Here is a 15,979-nt window from a genome sequence, read left to right on the forward strand (position 1 = left end):
GTTGCCAATCTGACAGATAGTTCCGGTCGGGATCGGGAGTGGAAATTTCGTGCGCATCCTGCTCGTCGAGGACACGCGGGACGTCGGCGAGGCCATCGCGGTCCGCCTGCGCGGGCTCGGCCACGCGGTCGACTGGGAGACCGACGGCGCGGCGGGGGACGCCGTGCTGGAGGTGCAGGCCTACGACCTCGTGATCCTCGACGTGAACCTGCCGGGCCTCGACGGTTTCGCGATCCTCAAGCGCCTCCGGGCGCGGCGCGGCCCGGTGCCGGTCCTGGTGCTCACCGCCCGCTCGGAGGTCGACGACCGGGTCGGCGCGCTCGATCTCGGCGCCGACGACTACCTGGTGAAGCCGTTCGACTTCCGCGAGCTGGAGGCGCGGGTGCGGGCGCTGCTGCGCCGCAACAGCGGCCACGCCGACAACGCCTTGAGCCTCGGCAACCTGCGCCTCGACCGGGAGGCCCGCAGCGCCAGCGTGGCGGGCGAGCCCTTGGACCTGACGCGGCGGGAATGGACCCTGATCGAGATCCTGGCGGCGCGGCCGGGCCGCATCTTCGCCAAGGGCGAATTGCTGGAGCGGGTCTTCGCCTTCGAGGAGGAATCGAGCGAGAACGCCGTCGAGCAGATCGTGGCGCGCCTGCGCCGCAAGCTCACCGCCGCCGGCGCCCAGGCCGAGATCCGCACCCTGCGGGGCCTGGGCTACCAGGTGGTGTGCCCGGATCCGTGATCCCGCCTCGATGATCCCTCTTCGATGATCTCCCGCACCTCCTCGCTGTTCTCGCGCCTCGTCGCGGTGCTGGCCCTGGTGCTCGCCGTCGGCGCAGCCCTGCTGCTCGTCGCCGCCTGGGCCTCGGCGCGGCTCGCGGCGGACGAGGCCTATGACCGGCTCCTCGTCGGCGCGGCGCTCCAGATCGCCGAGACCATCGCCAGCGACGGGCGCGCGATCTCGGTCGATCCGCCCTTCTCGGCCTTCGAGACGCTGGCGCTCAGCCCGCGCGACCGGATCTTCTACAAGGTGGTCGATCCCGGCGACCGGCTGCTCACGGGCGATGCCGACCTCAGGATCCCGGTCGACCGCGCCCGCCTCGCCGCCGGCCCGCTCCTCCTCGACGGGGAGCATCGCGGCCTCGCGGTGCGGGCGGTGGTGACGGGCCGCTACGTGCCGGACGCGACGCAGGCCGGGTTCGCCGCCGTGGTGGTGGCCCAGACCCGCGAGGCGCGGAGCAGCCTCACCCGTTCGCTGACGATCAAGGCGAGCCTGATGGTGCTGGCGATGAGCGCGCTGGCCCTCGGCGCCGTCGCGGTGGCGGTTCGGGGCGCCCTGCGGCCGCTCGGCGCCATCGAGGGCGTGCTGGCGGCGCGCGGGCCCAACGACCTCCAGCCCCTCGGCCTCGCCGCCCCGCAGGAGATCCACCTGCTCGTTGCCTCGATCGACCACTTCATGGGCCGGCTCTCGGGCCACGTCGCGGTGATGAAGCGCTTCATCGCCGATGCCGCGCACCAGATCCGCACGCCGCTGACGGCGCTGGCCGCCCAGCTCGACCTCCTGTCGGACGAGACCGACGAGGGCCGCCGACGCGACCAGCTCGCCCGCATCCGCGCGCGGATGGCCGAGCTCGGGCACCTGACGAACCAGCTCCTCAACCACGCCATGGTGATCCACCGCGCCCGGACGGCGGCCTTCGATCCGGTCGACGTGGCCGGGCTCGCCCGCCGCACCCTGATCGACGCCGTGCAGACGGCGGGCGACCGAGAGGTCGATATCGGCTACGAGGGGCCGGACCAGGCCGTGACCATCCCGGGCGACGCTATCGCCCTGCGCGAGGCCCTGGCGAACCTGATCCACAACGCCCTCAAGCACGGCGCGCCCGGCCGGCTCACCGTCCGGGTCGGGCGCGAGCGCGGCCGGGTGGTGCTGGCGGTGGAGGATGACGGGCCGGGCATCCCGGCGAGCGACTGGGCGCGGGTGCGCGAGCCGTTCCAGGCCGCTACCGGCGGCACCGTCGGGTCCGGCCTCGGCCTGTCGATCGCCGCCGAGGTGGCGGCGGCCCATGGCGGCGAGATGCGCTTCGAGTCGCACTCGGAGAGGGGGTTCTGCGTGATCCTGTCCCTGCCGGACGGGGAGGAGCGGCCGTGATCCGTCGCCTCGCCCTGCTCGTCTGCTTCGTTCTCGCGGGCCACGCGGTTGCCGAGGAGGCGACCCGCTTCCCCGCCAGCGAGCACGAGCGCACCACGCTCACGATCCGCTCCGCCGCCGACCTCGACGCGATGGCGCCGCTGATCCGCGACTACCAGCTGCTCTACCCGGACGTGACGGTGGTCTACCACGAGTACATCACCGCCGACCTGTTCGGCGAGATCGCGGCGTCCTGCGCCGCGGGCCGCGCCGAACGCGGCCGGGCGGCGGACGTGGTGATCTCCTCGTCGGTCGACCACCTGATCAAGCTCGCCAATGACGGCTGCGCCCGGTCACACCGCTCGATCGAGACCGGACGGCAGCCCGATTGGGCCGCCTGGCGCAACGAAGTGTTCGGCTTCACCACCGAACCGGCGGTGATCGCCTACCGGCCCGACCTCGTGCCGCGCGAGGACCTGCCGCAGAGCCGGGTCGAACTCGTCGACCTCCTGCGGCGCAAGCCCGAGACCTATGCCGGCAAGATCGGCTCCTACGACATCACGCTGTCGGGCATCGGCTACCTGTTCGCCGCGTATGACGGCCGCGCCGCCGCCGCCACCTACGGGCGCCTCGTCGAGGCGTTCGGGCGGGCGAATCTCCAGGTCCGTTGCTGCACCGGCGACCTGATCGCCGATCTCGAGGCCGGGCGCATCGCCATCGGCTACAACCTGCTCGGCTCCTACGTCTACCGGGCGATGAGGCGCGGCGCGCGCCTCGGCCTGATCGTGCCGCGGGACTACACCCTGGTCCTCGCCCGCGCCGCCCTCGTGCCGGTCACCGCCCGGGCGGTCGGGGACGCCTTCGCCTTCGTCGATTACCTCCTGTCCGAGCGCGGCCAGCGGGTCTCGCGTGAGGAGGCCTTCTTCTTCGACCGCACCGGCCCGCTGCCGCCCGGGATCAACGGCCCGCCGAGCCTGTCGGCCGCCGGCGCCTTCCGGCCGATCACCGTCGGGCCGGTGCTGCTCGCGGTGCAGGACCGGGCGAGGCGCGCCCGCTTCCTCGCCGAGTGGCGGCAATCGATCGGCGCGGCGGTGCCGAAGGGCGAGGGGGGCGGCCAGACCGGGGGACGGCGGGCGGAGGAGCCGTGATCCCGGCCGCAACTCCCCGAGGCCTCCGGCCGTTGACCCAGCGGAGGTGCTGATTGCGATGAAGGGATCCCCGTACAGCCTGTGGCTCTCCGCCGCCAACCGGGCCGCCGGCTTCTGGATGGGCCACGCGGCGAACGCCGTGCGGCGTCAGCAGCGCGCGGCGCTGGCCGAGATCGGCAAGGCCGCGGCGCCGAAGCCCAGGACGAAGCGTCGCCGCCGCACCCGGCGCCGCGCCGCCTGAAGCGGAGCCCTTCGCGGCCGCACCGAATCGGACTAATGTCTCCCCCGAGTCGGCTCGCACAGAACGGGCCGGCCCTGGAGGAGGCAGCCATGCAGGAGACGGTGCGCATCACGGTGCGGCCCGACGGCCGCTACACGCTCTATCGCGGCGAGACCCCGCTGATCTTCGGCCTGACCCGCGAGATGGCGTTCACCCTGGCCGAGAGCTGCGGCGTCGTCATCGAGCGCGCCTACAGCATCAATTAGCGGGTCACGCCTCGCCGCGGGTGCCGAGGCGGGGAAAGACCAGGCCGGCGGCGAGCGACGCCGCCGCGCCGACGCCGCAGCCGACCACCTTGACCATCAGGTCGGCGACGCGGCCGTGCCGGGTCGGCTCGAGCAGCTGGAACGCCTCGAGCGCGCCCGCCGCCACCACCGTCAGCACCAGAACCTGCCAGCGGTGGCGCGGATAGCCGAGCGCCAGCAGGAAGGCGAGCACCGCGAAGGCGCCGAACCGCTCGATCGAGACCGGCATGGTGCTGACCGGCCGGTACCCGATCGGCGCGATGGTCGCCACCGTGATGGCGGCCAGGATCAGCCAGCCGAGATAGCGCGACGCTCTGGACATGCGTGGGTGATCCGTGCGGGCCTCGCGGCCCGGTTCCGTCGAACGATGCCGGTGCCAGATCGCACCGCGCTCCGCAATCCTGGTCCGGAAGGTTTAATGTTCCGCCCGAGGAGAGTGCGGCACCGTGACATCGACTGTCTCGGCGGGCTTGGCCGGCGGCACCGGCGCGGCGGGTTCGCCACCGGGCTCCGGATCCTCGCGTCGCTCGATTGCGGCGAGGATCAGGGCGGCTTGCGCGCCGCACACCGTCGCCGTGAGGATCCCGAACACGATCGCCCAGCCGGTGCCGTATTGCAGCGTCCAGGCCAGGGCCGTCAGCCCGCCGCTGATCGTCGCCGAGACGATGAAGAACATCCGGCGCCTCCCGGTCACGCTCCGCCGGGTGACTCTATCTCAAGTTGTATGTTTGTGAAGGACAATCCGATAGCGACGGGTCGTCCGGTCTTCCCCTGCGGCTGACGTCGTGCCGGAGAGGGCTGGCGACTACATCGGTCTCCCGCCGCGGCAGTCGGTGCCGCGGGATGACCCGTCGAGGATCGCTCAAGGCCAGCAGAGCCCCACCCGATCGTCGGTGCGTCGACCCGGCACAACCGGGCGACCCGTTCGACGATTCGTCCGGGGGCGAACAGGACGCTGAGATACCGGGGCGCCTGCTCTTGTCGGCCCCCTGATCAGCCGAGGGCCGGCGCCACCAGGGCGCCCTCGGCGGCGCCGCTGCCCGGCGCGAACACCACCCGGCTCCCGTCGAGGCGGGCCCGCCCGCTCGCCACCAGGGCAAGCGCCGCCGGGTAGAGCCGGTGCTCCTGCACCAGCACCCGGGCGCTCAAGGAATCCTCGTCGTCCTCCGGCAGCACCGGCACGGCGGCTTGGGCGACGATCGGGCCGGCATCGAGCTCGGGCACCACGAAATGCACCGTGCAGCCATGGACGCGCACCCCGGCGGCGAGCGCCTGGGCGTGGGTGTGGGTGCCGCGGAACAGCGGCAGCAGGGAGGGGTGGATGTTGAGCATCCGCCCGGCCCAGGCCTCGACGAACCACGGCGTCAGCACCCGCATGAAACCGGCGAGCACCAGGAACTCGACGCCGTGGCGGCGCAAAGCCGCGTCCAAAGCCCGCTCGAAGGCGGCCCGGTCGGGATAGGCGCGGTGGTCGACCGCCTCGGTGGCGATCCCGGCTTCCGCCGCCCGGGCGAGGCCGGGCGCGGTCGGACGGTTCGAGGCGACGAGGACGATCTCCGCCGGGTAGTCCGGCCGCCTTGCGGCCTCGAGCAGCGTCGCCATGTTGGAGCCGCGGCCCGAGATCAGGACCGCGACCTTGGCGCGGGCGCTCATAGGCCGAGCCGGCCCGAATAGGTCACGGGCGCCTCGCCCCGCGCGGTGATCTGCCCGAGGCGGACCGGCGCCTCGCCGGCGGCCTGGAGCGCCTTGCTCACCGCCTCGGCCCGGGCGGGATCGACCACCACCACCATGCCGATGCCGCAATTGAAGGTGCGCAGCATCTCGGCCTCGGCGACGTTGCCCTGGCGGGCGAGCCAGCCGAAGACCGGTGGCACTGTCACCGCGTCGAGGTCGAGCGCGATGCCGACGCCGTCGGGCAGGACGCGGGGCAGGTTGTCGGGGAAGCCGCCGCCGGTGATGTGGGCGAGCGCCTTGATGGCGCCGTGGCCGGTCTCCTTCAGCGCCGCCAGCAGCGGCTTGACGTAGATGCGGGTCGGCGCGAGCAGCGCCTCGCCGAGGCTGACGCCCTCCGCGAACGGCGCCGGCGCGTCGTAGCCGAGGCCGGAGGCCGCCACGATCCGGCGCACCAGCGAGAACCCGTTCGAGTGCACGCCCGAGGAGGGGAGGCCGAGCACCACGTCGCCGGGCGCGATGCCGGCGACCGGCAGGAGCGCGCCGCGCTCGGCCGCACCCACCGCGAAGCCCGCGAGGTCGTAGTCGGAACCGTCGTAGAGGCCCGGCATCTCGGCGGTCTCGCCGCCGATGAGCGCGCAGCCGGCCTGTCGGCAGCCCTCGGCGATGCCCTTCACGATGTCGGCGCCGACCCCCGGCACCAATTTGCCGGTGGCGTAGTAGTCGAGGAAGAACAGGGGCTCGGCGCCCTGCACGATGATGTCGTTGACGCACATCGCCACGAGGTCGATGCCGATCGTGGCGTGGCGCCCGGTCTCGATCGCGATCTTGACCTTGGTGCCGACGCCGTCATTGGCCGCGACCAGGATCGCGTCCTTGAAGCCCGCCGCCTTCAGGTCGAACAGGCCGCCGAAGCCGCCGATCTCCGCATCGGCCCCCGGCCGGCGGGTCGCCCGCACCAGGGGCTTGATCGCCTCGACCATGGCGTTGCCGGCGTCGATGTCGACGCCCGCCTCCGCGTAGGTCATCCCGTTCTGGCGCTCGCCCGTCGTCATCCCTCGACCCTTCGCCTCGATCCTGCACCTGTTGCGACCGCTCTTAGCCGCTCTTGTGCGGGATCGCGAGTCGGGGCAGCCCGGAAGCCATGACTCCGCCGAAGACCTTGCCGAAGATCCTGCCGCCATCCGTGCCGAGATCCCTGCCGAACCTGATCACCGCGGCGCGCCTCGCCCTGGTGCCGGTCGTCGTCTGGGCGATCGCCCGCGAGGCCTGGGGCGCCGCCTTCCTGGTCTTCGCGCTCGCCGGGGTCTCCGACGGGATCGACGGGTTCCTCGCCCGCCGCTACGCGCTGACGAGCCGACTCGGCGCGATCCTCGATCCGCTCGCCGACAAGGCCCTGATGCTCGCGGTGCTGGTGAGCCTGACGCTGGCCGGCCTCGTGCCGGCCTGGTTTCCGGCCGTGCTGATCGCCCGCGACGGCCTGATGGTGACGGGCGCGGGCCTCGCCCGCCTCGCCGGCCGGCCGCTGGAGACCCCGCCGCTTCGCGTCGGCAAGCTCAACACCGCCTGCCAGATCGCCTTCCTGGCCTGGCTCCTCGGCAGCCGGGCGCTCGGGCTCGACGCCGCCGCCGCCGCCGCGGAGGCCTTGGCGATGCCGGCGCTGGCCGGCCTGTCGGTCGCCTCGGGCGTCGTCCAGGGCCTCGCCGGGTGGCGCGCCGGGACGTCCGATGAGCCTCGACGGCGTCGCCCGGCTTGACCCTGCGGCGGTCACCTTCCATCTCGGGCCGGCCGGGGCGCGACGGATTCGCGTGGTGGGACGAGGCCAGCGCGCATGCCGATCCAACGCCGGGCCGCCATCACCCTGGCCGTCCTCGCCCTCCTGGTCTTCCTGCTCTACCAGCTGCGCGACGTGCTCCTGCCCTTCGTGGCCGGCGCGGCGCTCGCCTACGCCCTCGATCCCGTCGCCGACCGGCTGGAGCGGCTCGGGGTCGGGCGGCTCGCCGCGACGCTGATCATCCTGGCGGTGTTCCTGCTCGGGCTGATCCTGGCCCTGATCCTGGTCGTGCCGCTCGCGGCGAACCAGGTCGCGGCGCTCGTCGCCTCGCTGCCGGCGATGATCGCCAAGCTCCAGGGGATCATCGCCGAGCGGGCGGGGCCGCTGATCGAGCGGGCCGGCGGCCACGGTGCGCTCCAGGAGCTGCAATCCTCGGTCGGCAACCTGATGGGCCAGGCGGTGGCCTGGATCCTCGGCTTCCTGCGCTCGCTGTGGTCGGGCAGCCAGGCGGTCGTCGGCATCGTCTCGCTGCTCGTGGTGACGCCGGTCGTCGCGTTCTACCTGCTCGTCGACTGGGACCGGATGATCGCGACCCTCGACCGCTGGGTGCCGCCGCGCCACCGCCCCACCGCCCGGATGCTCGCCACCGAGATCGACGGGGCGATCACCGCCTTCATCCGCGGCCAGAGCCTGGTCTGCCTGATCCTCGGCACGTTCTACGCGCTCGGCCTGTGGCTGGTCGGGCTCAATTTCGGCGTGCTGATCGGCCTGATGGCCGGCTTCCTCACCTTCATCCCGTATGTCGGCTCGCTCACCGGCTTCCTGCTCTCCACCGGCGTCGCCCTGGTGCAGTTCTGGCCCGACTGGGTCTCGGTGCTGCTGACGGTCGGGGTGTTCCTGGTCGGTCAGTTCCTGGAGGGCAACGTGCTCCAGCCGAAGCTCGTCGGCGACGCGGTGCGGCTGCACCCGGTCTGGCTGATGTTCGCGCTCCTCGCCTTCGGCTCGCTGTTCGGCTTCCTCGGCCTGCTGCTGGCGGTGCCGGTGGCGGCGGCGCTCGGGGTCGTCGCCCGCTTCGGGGTCAAGCGCTACCTCGCGAGCCGCCTCTACCACGACGGCACGCCGATCCTCGCCCCCGATGCGGGAGCCGCCACGGTCGTTGTGGCGAAACCCGCCCCGCCCGCCATATCGAAGCCCTGACCGCACGAGGCGCCCGACCCCGCATGCCCGACCAGCCGCGCCAGCTCGCCCTCGACCTGCCCGTCGCCCCCCGCTTCGGCTCCGAGGACTTCCTGGTCAGCCCCTCGAACGAGGCGGCCTATGCCCGCATCGAGTCCTGGCCCGACTGGCCGGATCGCGTCCTCGTGCTCACCGGCCCACCGGGCAGCGGCAAGAGCCATCTCGCGGCGATCTTCGCCGAGCGCGCGGGCGCGCTGACGGTGCCGGTCTCGGCCGTGACGGCGGAGGCGGTGCCGGATCTCAGCCGCGCCGAGGCCCTGGTGATCGAGGATGCCGACCGCGAGGCGGGCCGCGACGAGGCCGCCCTGTTCCACCTCCTCAACCTCGCCCGCGAGCGGTCCTCGAGCGTGGTGGTGACCGGCTCTGGCGCGGTCGAGGCCTGGGGGATCGCCACCCCCGACCTCCGCTCGCGCCTGCGACTCGCGCCCGGCGTCAGACTCGCGCCCCCGGACGAGGCCCTGCTCAAGGTCGTGCTGGTCAAGCTCTTCATCGATCGCCAGCTCGTCGTCGACACCAGCGTGGTCGACGCGCTGGCGCTCCGCCTCGACCGGTCGCTGGCCCGCGCCCGCGACGTGGTGGCGGTGCTCGACCGGGAGGGGTTGAGCCGGCGCCGGCGCATCACCCGGCCGCTGGCGCTCGCCACCCTGGCGGCACTGGAGGGGCAGGGGGACGGCGAGGGCGAGAGCGAGTCCGACGAAGCCGACGAGGAGTGAGACCGGGGAACCATCCGTGTGCGAACGGATAACTCCCGCACCGTTCATGCAAATGTCAAACTGACCTGTCACCGGGGAGGGCTGAGAGCCGCGCCCCGGCATCGATCCAAGGAGGAGCCATCGTGTCGGACACCGCTGCCGGAGCCAGTGCTATCCCGGTCCTCGACGAGACCGAGGCGACGCCGGAGAAGGTGGAGGGCGCTCGGCGCGACGAGGCGGAGATCCTCGCGGACGCCAAGGTCGAGGCCAAGACCGAGACCAAGACCAGCGACAAGGCCGATCCCGAGGCCCGCCGCGCCGCCGGCGCGGCCGCGCAGGACGCCGCCCGGAAGGCCAAGGCCGAGGCCGTCGCGGCCGGCCGGGCGCTCCGCCACGAGCCGGGCCGCTACGTCAACCGCGAATTGTCCTGGCTGCAATTCAACCGCCGGGTGCTGGAGGAGGCCTCGAATACCGGCCACCCGCTGCTGGAGCAGCTGCGGTTCCTGTCGATCTCGGCCAACAACCTCGACGAGTTCTTCATGGTGCGGGTCGCCGGCCTGCACGACCAGGTCCGCGCCGGGCTGACCGCGCCCTCCGCCGACGGCCTGTCGCCCTCCGAGCAGCTCGCCCGCATCGACGCCGAGGTCACCGGTCTCGCCCGCGACCAGCAGACCCGCTGGCGCGAGCTGCGCGAGGGGCTGCACCACGAGGGCATCGACCTCGTCGAGGCGATGGACCTCACCGCCGAGGAGGCGGCCTGGCTCGAGGATTACTTCCTCCAGCACATCTTCCCCGTCCTGACGCCGCTCGCCATCGACCCGGCGCATCCGTTCCCGTTCATCCCGAATCTCGGCTCGACCATCGCCCTGACCCTGGTGCGCCCGCGCGACGCCAGGACCCTGCGGGCGCTGATCCGCCTGCCCTCGATCATCGACCGCTTCGTGCGCCTGCCCGATCCCGGCGGCAGCGGCACCGCCCGCTTCATCGCCATCGAGCAGGTGATCGTGCTCTTCACCAGCCGCCTGTTCCCGGGCTACCTGGTGAAGGGCCAGGGCGGCTTCCGGGTGGTGCGCGATTCCGACCTCGAGATCGAGGAGGAGGCCGAGGACCTGGTGCGCCACTTCGAGACGGCGCTCAAGCAGCGCCGCCGCGGCGTGGTCATCCGCCTCGAAGTCGTCGCCACCATGCCGGAGGACCTGCGCACCTTCGTGGCCGACGAGCTCGAGATCTCGTCCGACGCGGTGTTCGTCGTCGAGGGGATGCTCGCCCTCAACGAACTCTCGCAGATCGTCGGGATCGACCGGCCGGACCTGAAGTTCAAGCCCTACAACCCGCGCTTCCCCGAGCGCATCCGCGAGAGCGGCGGCGACTGCTTCGCGGCGATCCGCCAGAAGGACTTCATCGTCCACCACCCCTACGAGTCGTTCGACTCGGTGGTGCAGTTCCTGGCCCAGGCCGCCCGCGACCCGAACGTGGTGGCGATCAAGCAGACGCTCTACCGCACCTCGTCGAACTCGCCCATCGTCGCGGCTCTGGCCGAGGCCGCGGAGGCCGGCAAGTCGGTGACGGCGCTCGTCGAACTGAAGGCGCGCTTCGACGAGGAAGCCAATATCCGCTGGGCCCGCAACCTCGAGAAGGCGGGCGCGCAGGTCGTGTTCGGCTTCATCGAGCTGAAGACCCACGCCAAGCTCTCGATGGTGGTGCGCCGCGAGGGCGACCGCCTGGTGAGCTACTGTCACGTCGGCACCGGCAACTACCACCCGATCACCGCGCGGATCTACACCGACCTGTCCTTCTTTACCGCCGACCCGGTGATCGGGCGCGACGTGTCGCGGATCTTCAACTTCATCACCGGCTATGCCGAGCCGGCGGAGCTGGAGCGGATGGCGGTCTCGCCGCTGACCCTGAAGGCGCGCCTCCTGGAGCACATCGCCGAGGAGATCGCCCACGCCAAGGCCGGACGCCCGGCGGCGATCTGGATCAAGTGCAACTCCCTCGTCGACACCCAGATCATCGACGCGCTCTACGACGCGAGCGAGGCCGGCGTCGCGATCGACTGCGTGGTGCGCGGCATCTGCTGCCTGCGCCCTGGGGTGCCGGGCCTGTCGGAGAACATCCGCGTCAAGTCGATCGTCGGGCGCTTCCTGGAGCACGGCCGGGTCTACGCCTTCGGCAACGGCGCCGGGCTGCCCCACCCGAAGGCGCGGGTCTACATCGCGTCGGCGGACCTGATGAGCCGCAACCTCGACCGCAGGGTGGAGGCGATGCTGCCGATCCTCAACCCGACGGTGCACCAGCAGGTGCTCGACCAGATCATGATGGCGAATCTCCTCGACAACCAGCAGAGCTGGCGTGTACTGGCGTCGGGCGCGAGCGAGCGGATCGAGCCCGCGGAGGGCGAGGAACCCTTCAACGCGCACAAGTATTTCATGACCAACCCGAGCCTGTCGGGCCGCGGGAAGGCATCGAAGAAATCGAGTCCGCGCGCGCTCAGCCGGCGCGCCCAGCGCGCCTGATCGGAGAGGCCCGGGCGGGTTCCAGGGTCCTCCGGGTCGGGTGGCGCTTCCGTCATGAGGACCTGGATGGGCCTGGATCGTACCGCCCTCGATGAGGCCGCGCTCGCTCGGATCGAGCCCGGCACCCCCGTCGCCATCATCGATATCGGCTCGAACTCCGTCCGGCTGGTCGCCTATTCGGGCATCAGCCGGGCGCCGACGCCGCTCTACAACGAGAAGGTCCTGTGCGGCCTCGGCCGCAACGTGCTGACCACCGGCCGCCTCAACGAGGAGGCGGTGCGCCGCGCCCTCCAGGCTCTGGCCCGGTTCCGGGTCCTGTGCGAGACCATGCATGTCGGCCAGGTCTTCGTGCTGGCCACCGCCGCCGCCCGCGACGCCGAGAACGGCCCGGCCTTCCTCGAAGCGGCCGAGGCCGCCTGCGGCCACCCGATCGAGCTTCTCTCCGGCCGGCGCGAAGCGGAACTCTCGGCCTACGGCATCATCTCGGGCTTTCACGCGCCGGACGGCGTGGTCGGCGACCTCGGCGGCGGCAGCCTGGAGCTCGTCGACCTGCGCGGCTCGGCGGTCGGCAGCGGCGTGACCATGCCGCTGGGCGGCCTCGCCCTCCAGGACCTCAGCGGCGGCTCGCTCAAGAAGGCCCGCAAGATCGCCGCCGACGCGCTGAAGAAGGCGGGTCCGCAACTCGACACGCTCAAGGGCCGCACCTTCTACGCCGTCGGCGGCACCTGGCGGGCGCTCGCCCGCCTGCATCAGGCAGCGCGGGACTACCGCCTGCACGTGATGCACGGCTACACGATCGAGCCCAACGACGAAGTCTCCTTCCTCCAGGTCGTCGAGCAGTCGGATGCCGCGACGCTCGCCGCGGTCGAGAGCGTGTCCGAGGCGCGCCGGCCGCTGCTGGCCTACGGCGCGGTGGTGCTCGAGGAGGTGATCCGCTCCGGCCGCCCGCGCGAGATCGCGATCTCGGCCACCGGCGTGCGCGAGGGCCTGCTCTACGAGAAGCTCGACGACGCGGCGCGCGCCCGCGACCCGCTGCTGATGGCGGCGGCCGAGCTCAACCGCCTGCGCTGCCGCAGCCCCGGCCACGGCCCCGAATTGCAGGCCTGGACCGACGCCTTCATGGCGAGCCTGTCGACGCCGGAGACCGCCGACGAGCGGCGCCTGCGCCACGCCGCCTGCCTGCTCGCCGATGTCGGCTGGCGCACCCATCCGGATTACCGCGGCGAGCAGAGCCTCAACGTCATCGCCCACGCCTCCTTCACCGGCATCGACCATCCGGGCCGGGCCTACCTCGCGGTGTCGGTGTTCTTCCGCCACGAGGGCGTCGCGCCCGAGAAGGCGAGCCCGCTCCTGCGCCAGCTCGCCGGCCCGCGGCTGTTCGAGCAGGCCCGGCTCCTCGGCGCGGTCCTGCGCGTCGCCTTCCCGGTCTCGGTGGCGATGGAGGGCATCCTGCCGCGCACGCCGCTCGCGATGCGCGACGGCGCCGTCGTGCTGACCCTGCCGCACTCCCTGCGCGACCTCGCCAGCGACCGCCTGTCGAACCGCCTGCGCGGGCTCGGGCGCCTGCTCGGGGTCGAGGCGCGGATCGAGATCGCGGAGTGACGCTACCGAATCTTCGTAAGTCTCGCCCTTTCCCGGATGACTGAAGCGTCAGCGGAAGGAGATCCGGGATCCAGCACGAGAAGTCGCGAAGCGTCCTGTTATCTGCAACGACGCAGCATACAGAGCCGCTTCGCGGCACTTCCCCCTCTGGATCCCGGATCTCCTTCCGCTGTCGCTCCAGTCGTCCGGGAAAGGGGAGGAGCGGAGAACGGATCGTCTGAGCGGGAAAGCGCGATGCGGAAGGCGAGCGACCTCGGCACCGAAGCCTCACGCCGGCGCTGATCCGGAGCGATCGGTTCCGGGCGCCGCCGGAACGCGGGGCCCGCCCGCGATTCCTGCTTCAGCGCAGGGCGATCGCCAGCAGCGATCCGGCGATCACCCACAGCGCCAGGGTCGACCACACCATCCGCTTGGTCTCGGTGCGGATGCGACGCTCCACGCGAGACACCTCGCGCAGGCCCTCCTCGTCGAGGCGCACCAGCACGCGCTTGGCGCGTTGCGCCAGGTCGGGCACGTCCGCCACCACGTCGGCGAGCGTCAGCACCGCCCGGCGGGCCTGGTCGGCCCGGCCGATCGGCCCGAGGTTGCGGGTGAGCCAGGCGCGCACCACCGGCTCGGCGGTGGTCCACATGTCGAGCCGCGGATCGAGCGAGCGGGCGACGCCCTCGACCACCACCATCGTCTTCTGGAGCATCACCAGCTCGGTGCGGGTGCTCATGTCGAAGAGCGCGGTGACGTCGAAGAGCAGCGTCAGCACCTTCGCCATCGAGATCTCGTCGGCCCGGCGCTGGTGGATCGGCTCGCCGATCGCCCGGATCGCCTGCGCGAAATCGTCGACGGAGTGGTGCGAGGGCACGTAGCCGGCCTCGAAATGCACCTCCGCGACCCGGCGGTAGTCGCGCAGGATGAAGCCCAGAAGAATCTCCGCCAGGAAGCGGCGCTCCTTGATCCCGAGCCGGCCCATGATGCCGAAATCGACCGCGACGAGCCGCCCGGCCGGATCGACGAACAGGTTCCCCGGGTGCATGTCCGCGTGGAAGAATCCGTCCCGGATCGCGTGGCGCAGGAAGGACTGGATCACCGTCCGACCGAGCGCCGCCGTGTCGTGGCCGGCGGCCACGATCGCCTGCCGGTCGTTGAGGCGGATGCCGTCGATCCACTCGCTCGCCAGTACGTCGCGGCCGGTCAGCTCCCAGACCGGCTGCGGCACCCGGAACTCGGGATCGTCCTTGATGTTCTCGGCGAGCTCCGAGAGGGCGGCGGCCTCGAGCCGCAGATCCATCTCCATCGCGACGGAGCGGGCGAGCGTCTCCACCACCTCGCGCGGGCGCAGGCGCTCGGCTTCGGGGCGTAGCGCCTCGACCACCCGGGCCATGAAGCGCATCGCCTGGATGTCGCGGGCGAAGCGCTCGCGCACCCCCGGCCGCATGATCTTGACCGCGACCACCCGCTCGGTCCCGTCGGGCTCGTGCAGGTGCGCCTTGTGGACCTGGGCGATCGAGGCGGCGGCGATCGGCTCGCTGAACGAGGTGAACAGCTCGTGGACCGGCTTGCCGAGGGTCGCCTCCAGGGTCGCGACCGCCACGGCCTGCGGGAAGGGCGGCACGCGGTCCTGCAGCCGCTCCAGGTCGCGCGCCGCCGCCATGCCGACGATGTCGGGCCGCGTCGCCAGGAACTGGCCGAACTTGACGTAGGAGGGCCCGAGCCGCGTCAGCGCGGCGGGCAGGCGGCCGGGGCCGAGGCCGGGACGCTCCAGCTTGCGGCCGAGCCGCAGGACGAGGCGCAGGTGCGGCGGCAGCTCGGCGGCGTCGACGAAGGCGAGGGCGCCCTCGCGGGCCATCACCCAGCCGACATGGATGCCCCGCGCGAGGTGGGCGACGAGGCTCAGCACGGGGAATGCCTCACGCGAGCTTCCAGCCGGAATGGATGGCGCAGATGCCGCCCGAGAGCGGCCGGTGGGTGACGTGGCCGAAGCCCGCCTCCTCGATCATCCGGGCGAAGGAGCCCGGCGTCGGGAAGCGGCGGATCGACTCGACGAGGTACTGGTAGGATTCCTTGTCGCCGGCGACGAGCGAGCCGAGGCGCGGGATGACCTTGAACGAGTAGGCCTCGTAGATCTTGTCGAGCCCCGGCACGTCGACATGCGAGAATTCGAGGCACAGGAAGCGCCCGCCGACCTTGAGCACCCTATGGGCCTCCTGGAGCGCCAGCTCGATCCGCGGCACGTTCCGGATGCCGAAGGCGATGGTGTAGGCGTCGAAGGTCTCGGACGGCAGCGGCAGCGACTCGGCGTTGCCGGCGACGAAATCGATCCGCGAGCCGTACCGATGGCCCGCCCGCTCGCGGCCGACGCCGAGCATCGCGTCGTTGATGTCGAGGACCGTGACCTTGGTGTCGGGCCCGCCGGCTTCCAGCGTGCGGAACGCGATGTCGCCGGTGCCGCCGGCGACGTCGAGCAGCCGGAACGGCCGGGTGCGCGAGGGCCGTAAGCTCGACACAAAGGCGCTCTTCCACGCCCGGTGCAGGCCCCCCGACATCAGGTCGTTCATCAGGTCGTAGCGCTTGGCCACCGAGCGGAAGACCTCGTTGACGCGGTCCTGCTTCTCCGCGAGCCGGACGCGCTCGAAGCCGAAATCGGTGCTGGTCTCGTCGCCGGCCATGCCATCAGGTCCCCTGTCGTGGCGGCCTGCATAGCGAAG

At 72.0% G+C, this 15,979-nt stretch carries 16 protein-coding genes; 10 read left to right on the forward strand and 6 right to left on the reverse strand.

The genetic code is table 11. The annotated features are described in order from the left end of the window. Nucleotides 1-49 precede the first annotated feature (49 nt). The 5 genes from BM430_RS05850 (at nt 50) to BM430_RS34575 (ending at nt 3,750) form a co-directional block, all read left to right on the forward strand. Nucleotides 50-727, forward strand: a complete 678-nt coding sequence (locus tag BM430_RS05850) for a response regulator transcription factor (protein ID WP_093566301.1) — start codon at nt 50-52, stop codon at nt 725-727. Between the two features lie 24 nt (nt 728-751). Then, the gene (locus tag BM430_RS05855; protein ID WP_093566302.1) at nt 752-2,137 is read left to right on the forward strand and encodes a sensor histidine kinase; all 1,386 of its coding nucleotides are present in this window, start codon (nt 752-754) and stop codon (nt 2,135-2,137) included. Continuing rightward, entirely contained in the window at nt 2,134-3,264 is a 1,131-nt protein-coding gene (locus tag BM430_RS05860; protein ID WP_093566303.1) for an ABC transporter substrate-binding protein, read from the forward strand. The genes BM430_RS05855 and BM430_RS05860 overlap by 4 nt, the downstream gene beginning before the upstream one ends. A gap of 58 nt (nt 3,265-3,322) precedes the next feature. After that, nucleotides 3,323-3,505, forward strand: coding sequence for a hypothetical protein (locus BM430_RS05865; RefSeq protein ID WP_093566304.1), 183 nt, complete (start codon nt 3,323-3,325; stop codon nt 3,503-3,505). 89 nt (nt 3,506-3,594) lie between these two features. Next, entirely contained in the window at nt 3,595-3,750 is a 156-nt protein-coding gene (locus tag BM430_RS34575) for a hypothetical protein (RefSeq protein ID WP_177302953.1), read from the forward strand. Nucleotides 3,751-3,754: 4 nt separating this feature from the next. On the opposite strand, the gene BM430_RS05870 is transcribed toward BM430_RS34575, so the two are convergent. The 4 genes from BM430_RS05870 to purM form a co-directional block, all read right to left on the reverse strand. Then, the gene (locus BM430_RS05870; RefSeq protein ID WP_093566305.1) at nt 3,755-4,111 is read right to left on the reverse strand and encodes a VanZ family protein; all 357 of its coding nucleotides are present in this window, start codon (nt 4,109-4,111) and stop codon (nt 3,755-3,757) included. Between the two features lie 93 nt (nt 4,112-4,204). Then, nucleotides 4,205-4,465 carry a hypothetical protein gene (locus BM430_RS05875; RefSeq protein WP_093566306.1) on the reverse strand — a complete coding sequence of 87 codons (261 nt, stop codon included), beginning with the start codon at nt 4,463-4,465 and terminating at the stop codon, nt 4,205-4,207. A 317-nt stretch (nt 4,466-4,782) separates the two neighbouring features. Further along, nucleotides 4,783-5,442, reverse strand: a complete 660-nt coding sequence (purN, locus tag BM430_RS05880) for a phosphoribosylglycinamide formyltransferase (RefSeq protein ID WP_093566307.1) — start codon at nt 5,440-5,442, stop codon at nt 4,783-4,785. Then, nucleotides 5,439-6,515 (reverse strand): phosphoribosylformylglycinamidine cyclo-ligase, encoded by a 1,077-nt coding sequence (gene purM, locus BM430_RS05885; protein ID WP_093566308.1) that lies wholly within the window; start codon nt 6,513-6,515, stop codon nt 5,439-5,441. Before purM ends, purN begins: the two co-directional genes overlap by 4 nt. A gap of 89 nt (nt 6,516-6,604) precedes the next feature. Here purM and BM430_RS05890 point away from each other — a divergent pair, with 89 nt between their 5' ends. From BM430_RS05890 to ppx, 5 genes are all read left to right on the forward strand, one after another. Beyond that, nucleotides 6,605-7,216 (forward strand): CDP-alcohol phosphatidyltransferase family protein, encoded by a 612-nt coding sequence (locus BM430_RS05890; RefSeq protein ID WP_093566309.1) that lies wholly within the window; start codon nt 6,605-6,607, stop codon nt 7,214-7,216. A gap of 81 nt (nt 7,217-7,297) precedes the next feature. Continuing rightward, nucleotides 7,298-8,431 (forward strand): AI-2E family transporter, encoded by a 1,134-nt coding sequence (locus BM430_RS05895; protein ID WP_093566430.1) that lies wholly within the window; start codon nt 7,298-7,300, stop codon nt 8,429-8,431. A 23-nt stretch (nt 8,432-8,454) separates the two neighbouring features. Further along, nucleotides 8,455-9,183: a P-loop NTPase family protein gene (locus tag BM430_RS05900; protein WP_093566310.1), complete on the forward strand. Its 729-nt coding sequence runs from the start codon at nt 8,455-8,457 to the stop codon at nt 9,181-9,183. 221 nt (nt 9,184-9,404) lie between these two features. Beyond that, the gene (locus BM430_RS05905) at nt 9,405-11,678 is read left to right on the forward strand and encodes an RNA degradosome polyphosphate kinase (RefSeq protein WP_244539350.1); all 2,274 of its coding nucleotides are present in this window, start codon (nt 9,405-9,407) and stop codon (nt 11,676-11,678) included. A 66-nt stretch (nt 11,679-11,744) separates the two neighbouring features. Further along, the gene (gene ppx / locus BM430_RS05910) at nt 11,745-13,280 is read left to right on the forward strand and encodes an exopolyphosphatase (RefSeq protein WP_093566311.1); all 1,536 of its coding nucleotides are present in this window, start codon (nt 11,745-11,747) and stop codon (nt 13,278-13,280) included. A gap of 340 nt (nt 13,281-13,620) precedes the next feature. Here ppx and ubiB read toward each other — a convergent pair whose 3' ends face one another. After that, nucleotides 13,621-15,171: a 2-polyprenylphenol 6-hydroxylase gene (ubiB, locus tag BM430_RS05915; protein WP_093566312.1), complete on the reverse strand. Its 1,551-nt coding sequence runs from the start codon at nt 15,169-15,171 to the stop codon at nt 13,621-13,623. A gap of 10 nt (nt 15,172-15,181) precedes the next feature. Beyond that, nucleotides 15,182-15,940 (reverse strand): bifunctional demethylmenaquinone methyltransferase/2-methoxy-6-polyprenyl-1,4-benzoquinol methylase UbiE, encoded by a 759-nt coding sequence (ubiE, locus tag BM430_RS05920; protein ID WP_093566313.1) that lies wholly within the window; start codon nt 15,938-15,940, stop codon nt 15,182-15,184. Between the last annotated feature and the right edge of the window lie 39 nt (nt 15,941-15,979).

Source organism: Methylobacterium sp. 174MFSha1.1, from assembly GCF_900116815.1.
Taxonomy (GTDB): domain Bacteria; phylum Pseudomonadota; class Alphaproteobacteria; order Rhizobiales; family Beijerinckiaceae; genus Methylobacterium.

Bases quoted from the DNA above. Each gene is read 5' to 3' on its own strand.
- BM430_RS05855 (WP_093566302.1), top strand. From the start codon at position 752: ATGATCTCCCGCACCTCCTCGCTGTTCTCGCGCCTCGTCGCGGTGCTG.
- BM430_RS05865 (WP_093566304.1), top strand. From the start codon at position 3,323: ATGAAGGGATCCCCGTACAGCCTGTGGCTCTCCGCCGCCAACCGGGCC.
- BM430_RS34575 (WP_177302953.1), top strand. From the start codon at position 3,595: ATGCAGGAGACGGTGCGCATCACGGTGCGGCCCGACGGCCGCTACACG.
- BM430_RS05870 (WP_093566305.1), bottom strand. From the start codon at position 4,111: ATGTCCAGAGCGTCGCGCTATCTCGGCTGGCTGATCCTGGCCGCCATC.
- BM430_RS05875 (WP_093566306.1), bottom strand. From the start codon at position 4,465: ATGTTCTTCATCGTCTCGGCGACGATCAGCGGCGGGCTGACGGCCCTG.
- purN (WP_093566307.1), bottom strand. From the start codon at position 5,442: ATGAGCGCCCGCGCCAAGGTCGCGGTCCTGATCTCGGGCCGCGGCTCC.
- purM (WP_093566308.1), bottom strand. From the start codon at position 6,515: ATGACGACGGGCGAGCGCCAGAACGGGATGACCTACGCGGAGGCGGGC.
- BM430_RS05890 (WP_093566309.1), top strand. From the start codon at position 6,605: ATGACTCCGCCGAAGACCTTGCCGAAGATCCTGCCGCCATCCGTGCCG.
- BM430_RS05900 (WP_093566310.1), top strand. From the start codon at position 8,455: ATGCCCGACCAGCCGCGCCAGCTCGCCCTCGACCTGCCCGTCGCCCCC.
- ppx (WP_093566311.1), top strand. From the start codon at position 11,745: ATGGGCCTGGATCGTACCGCCCTCGATGAGGCCGCGCTCGCTCGGATC.
- ubiE (WP_093566313.1), bottom strand. From the start codon at position 15,940: ATGGCCGGCGACGAGACCAGCACCGATTTCGGCTTCGAGCGCGTCCGG.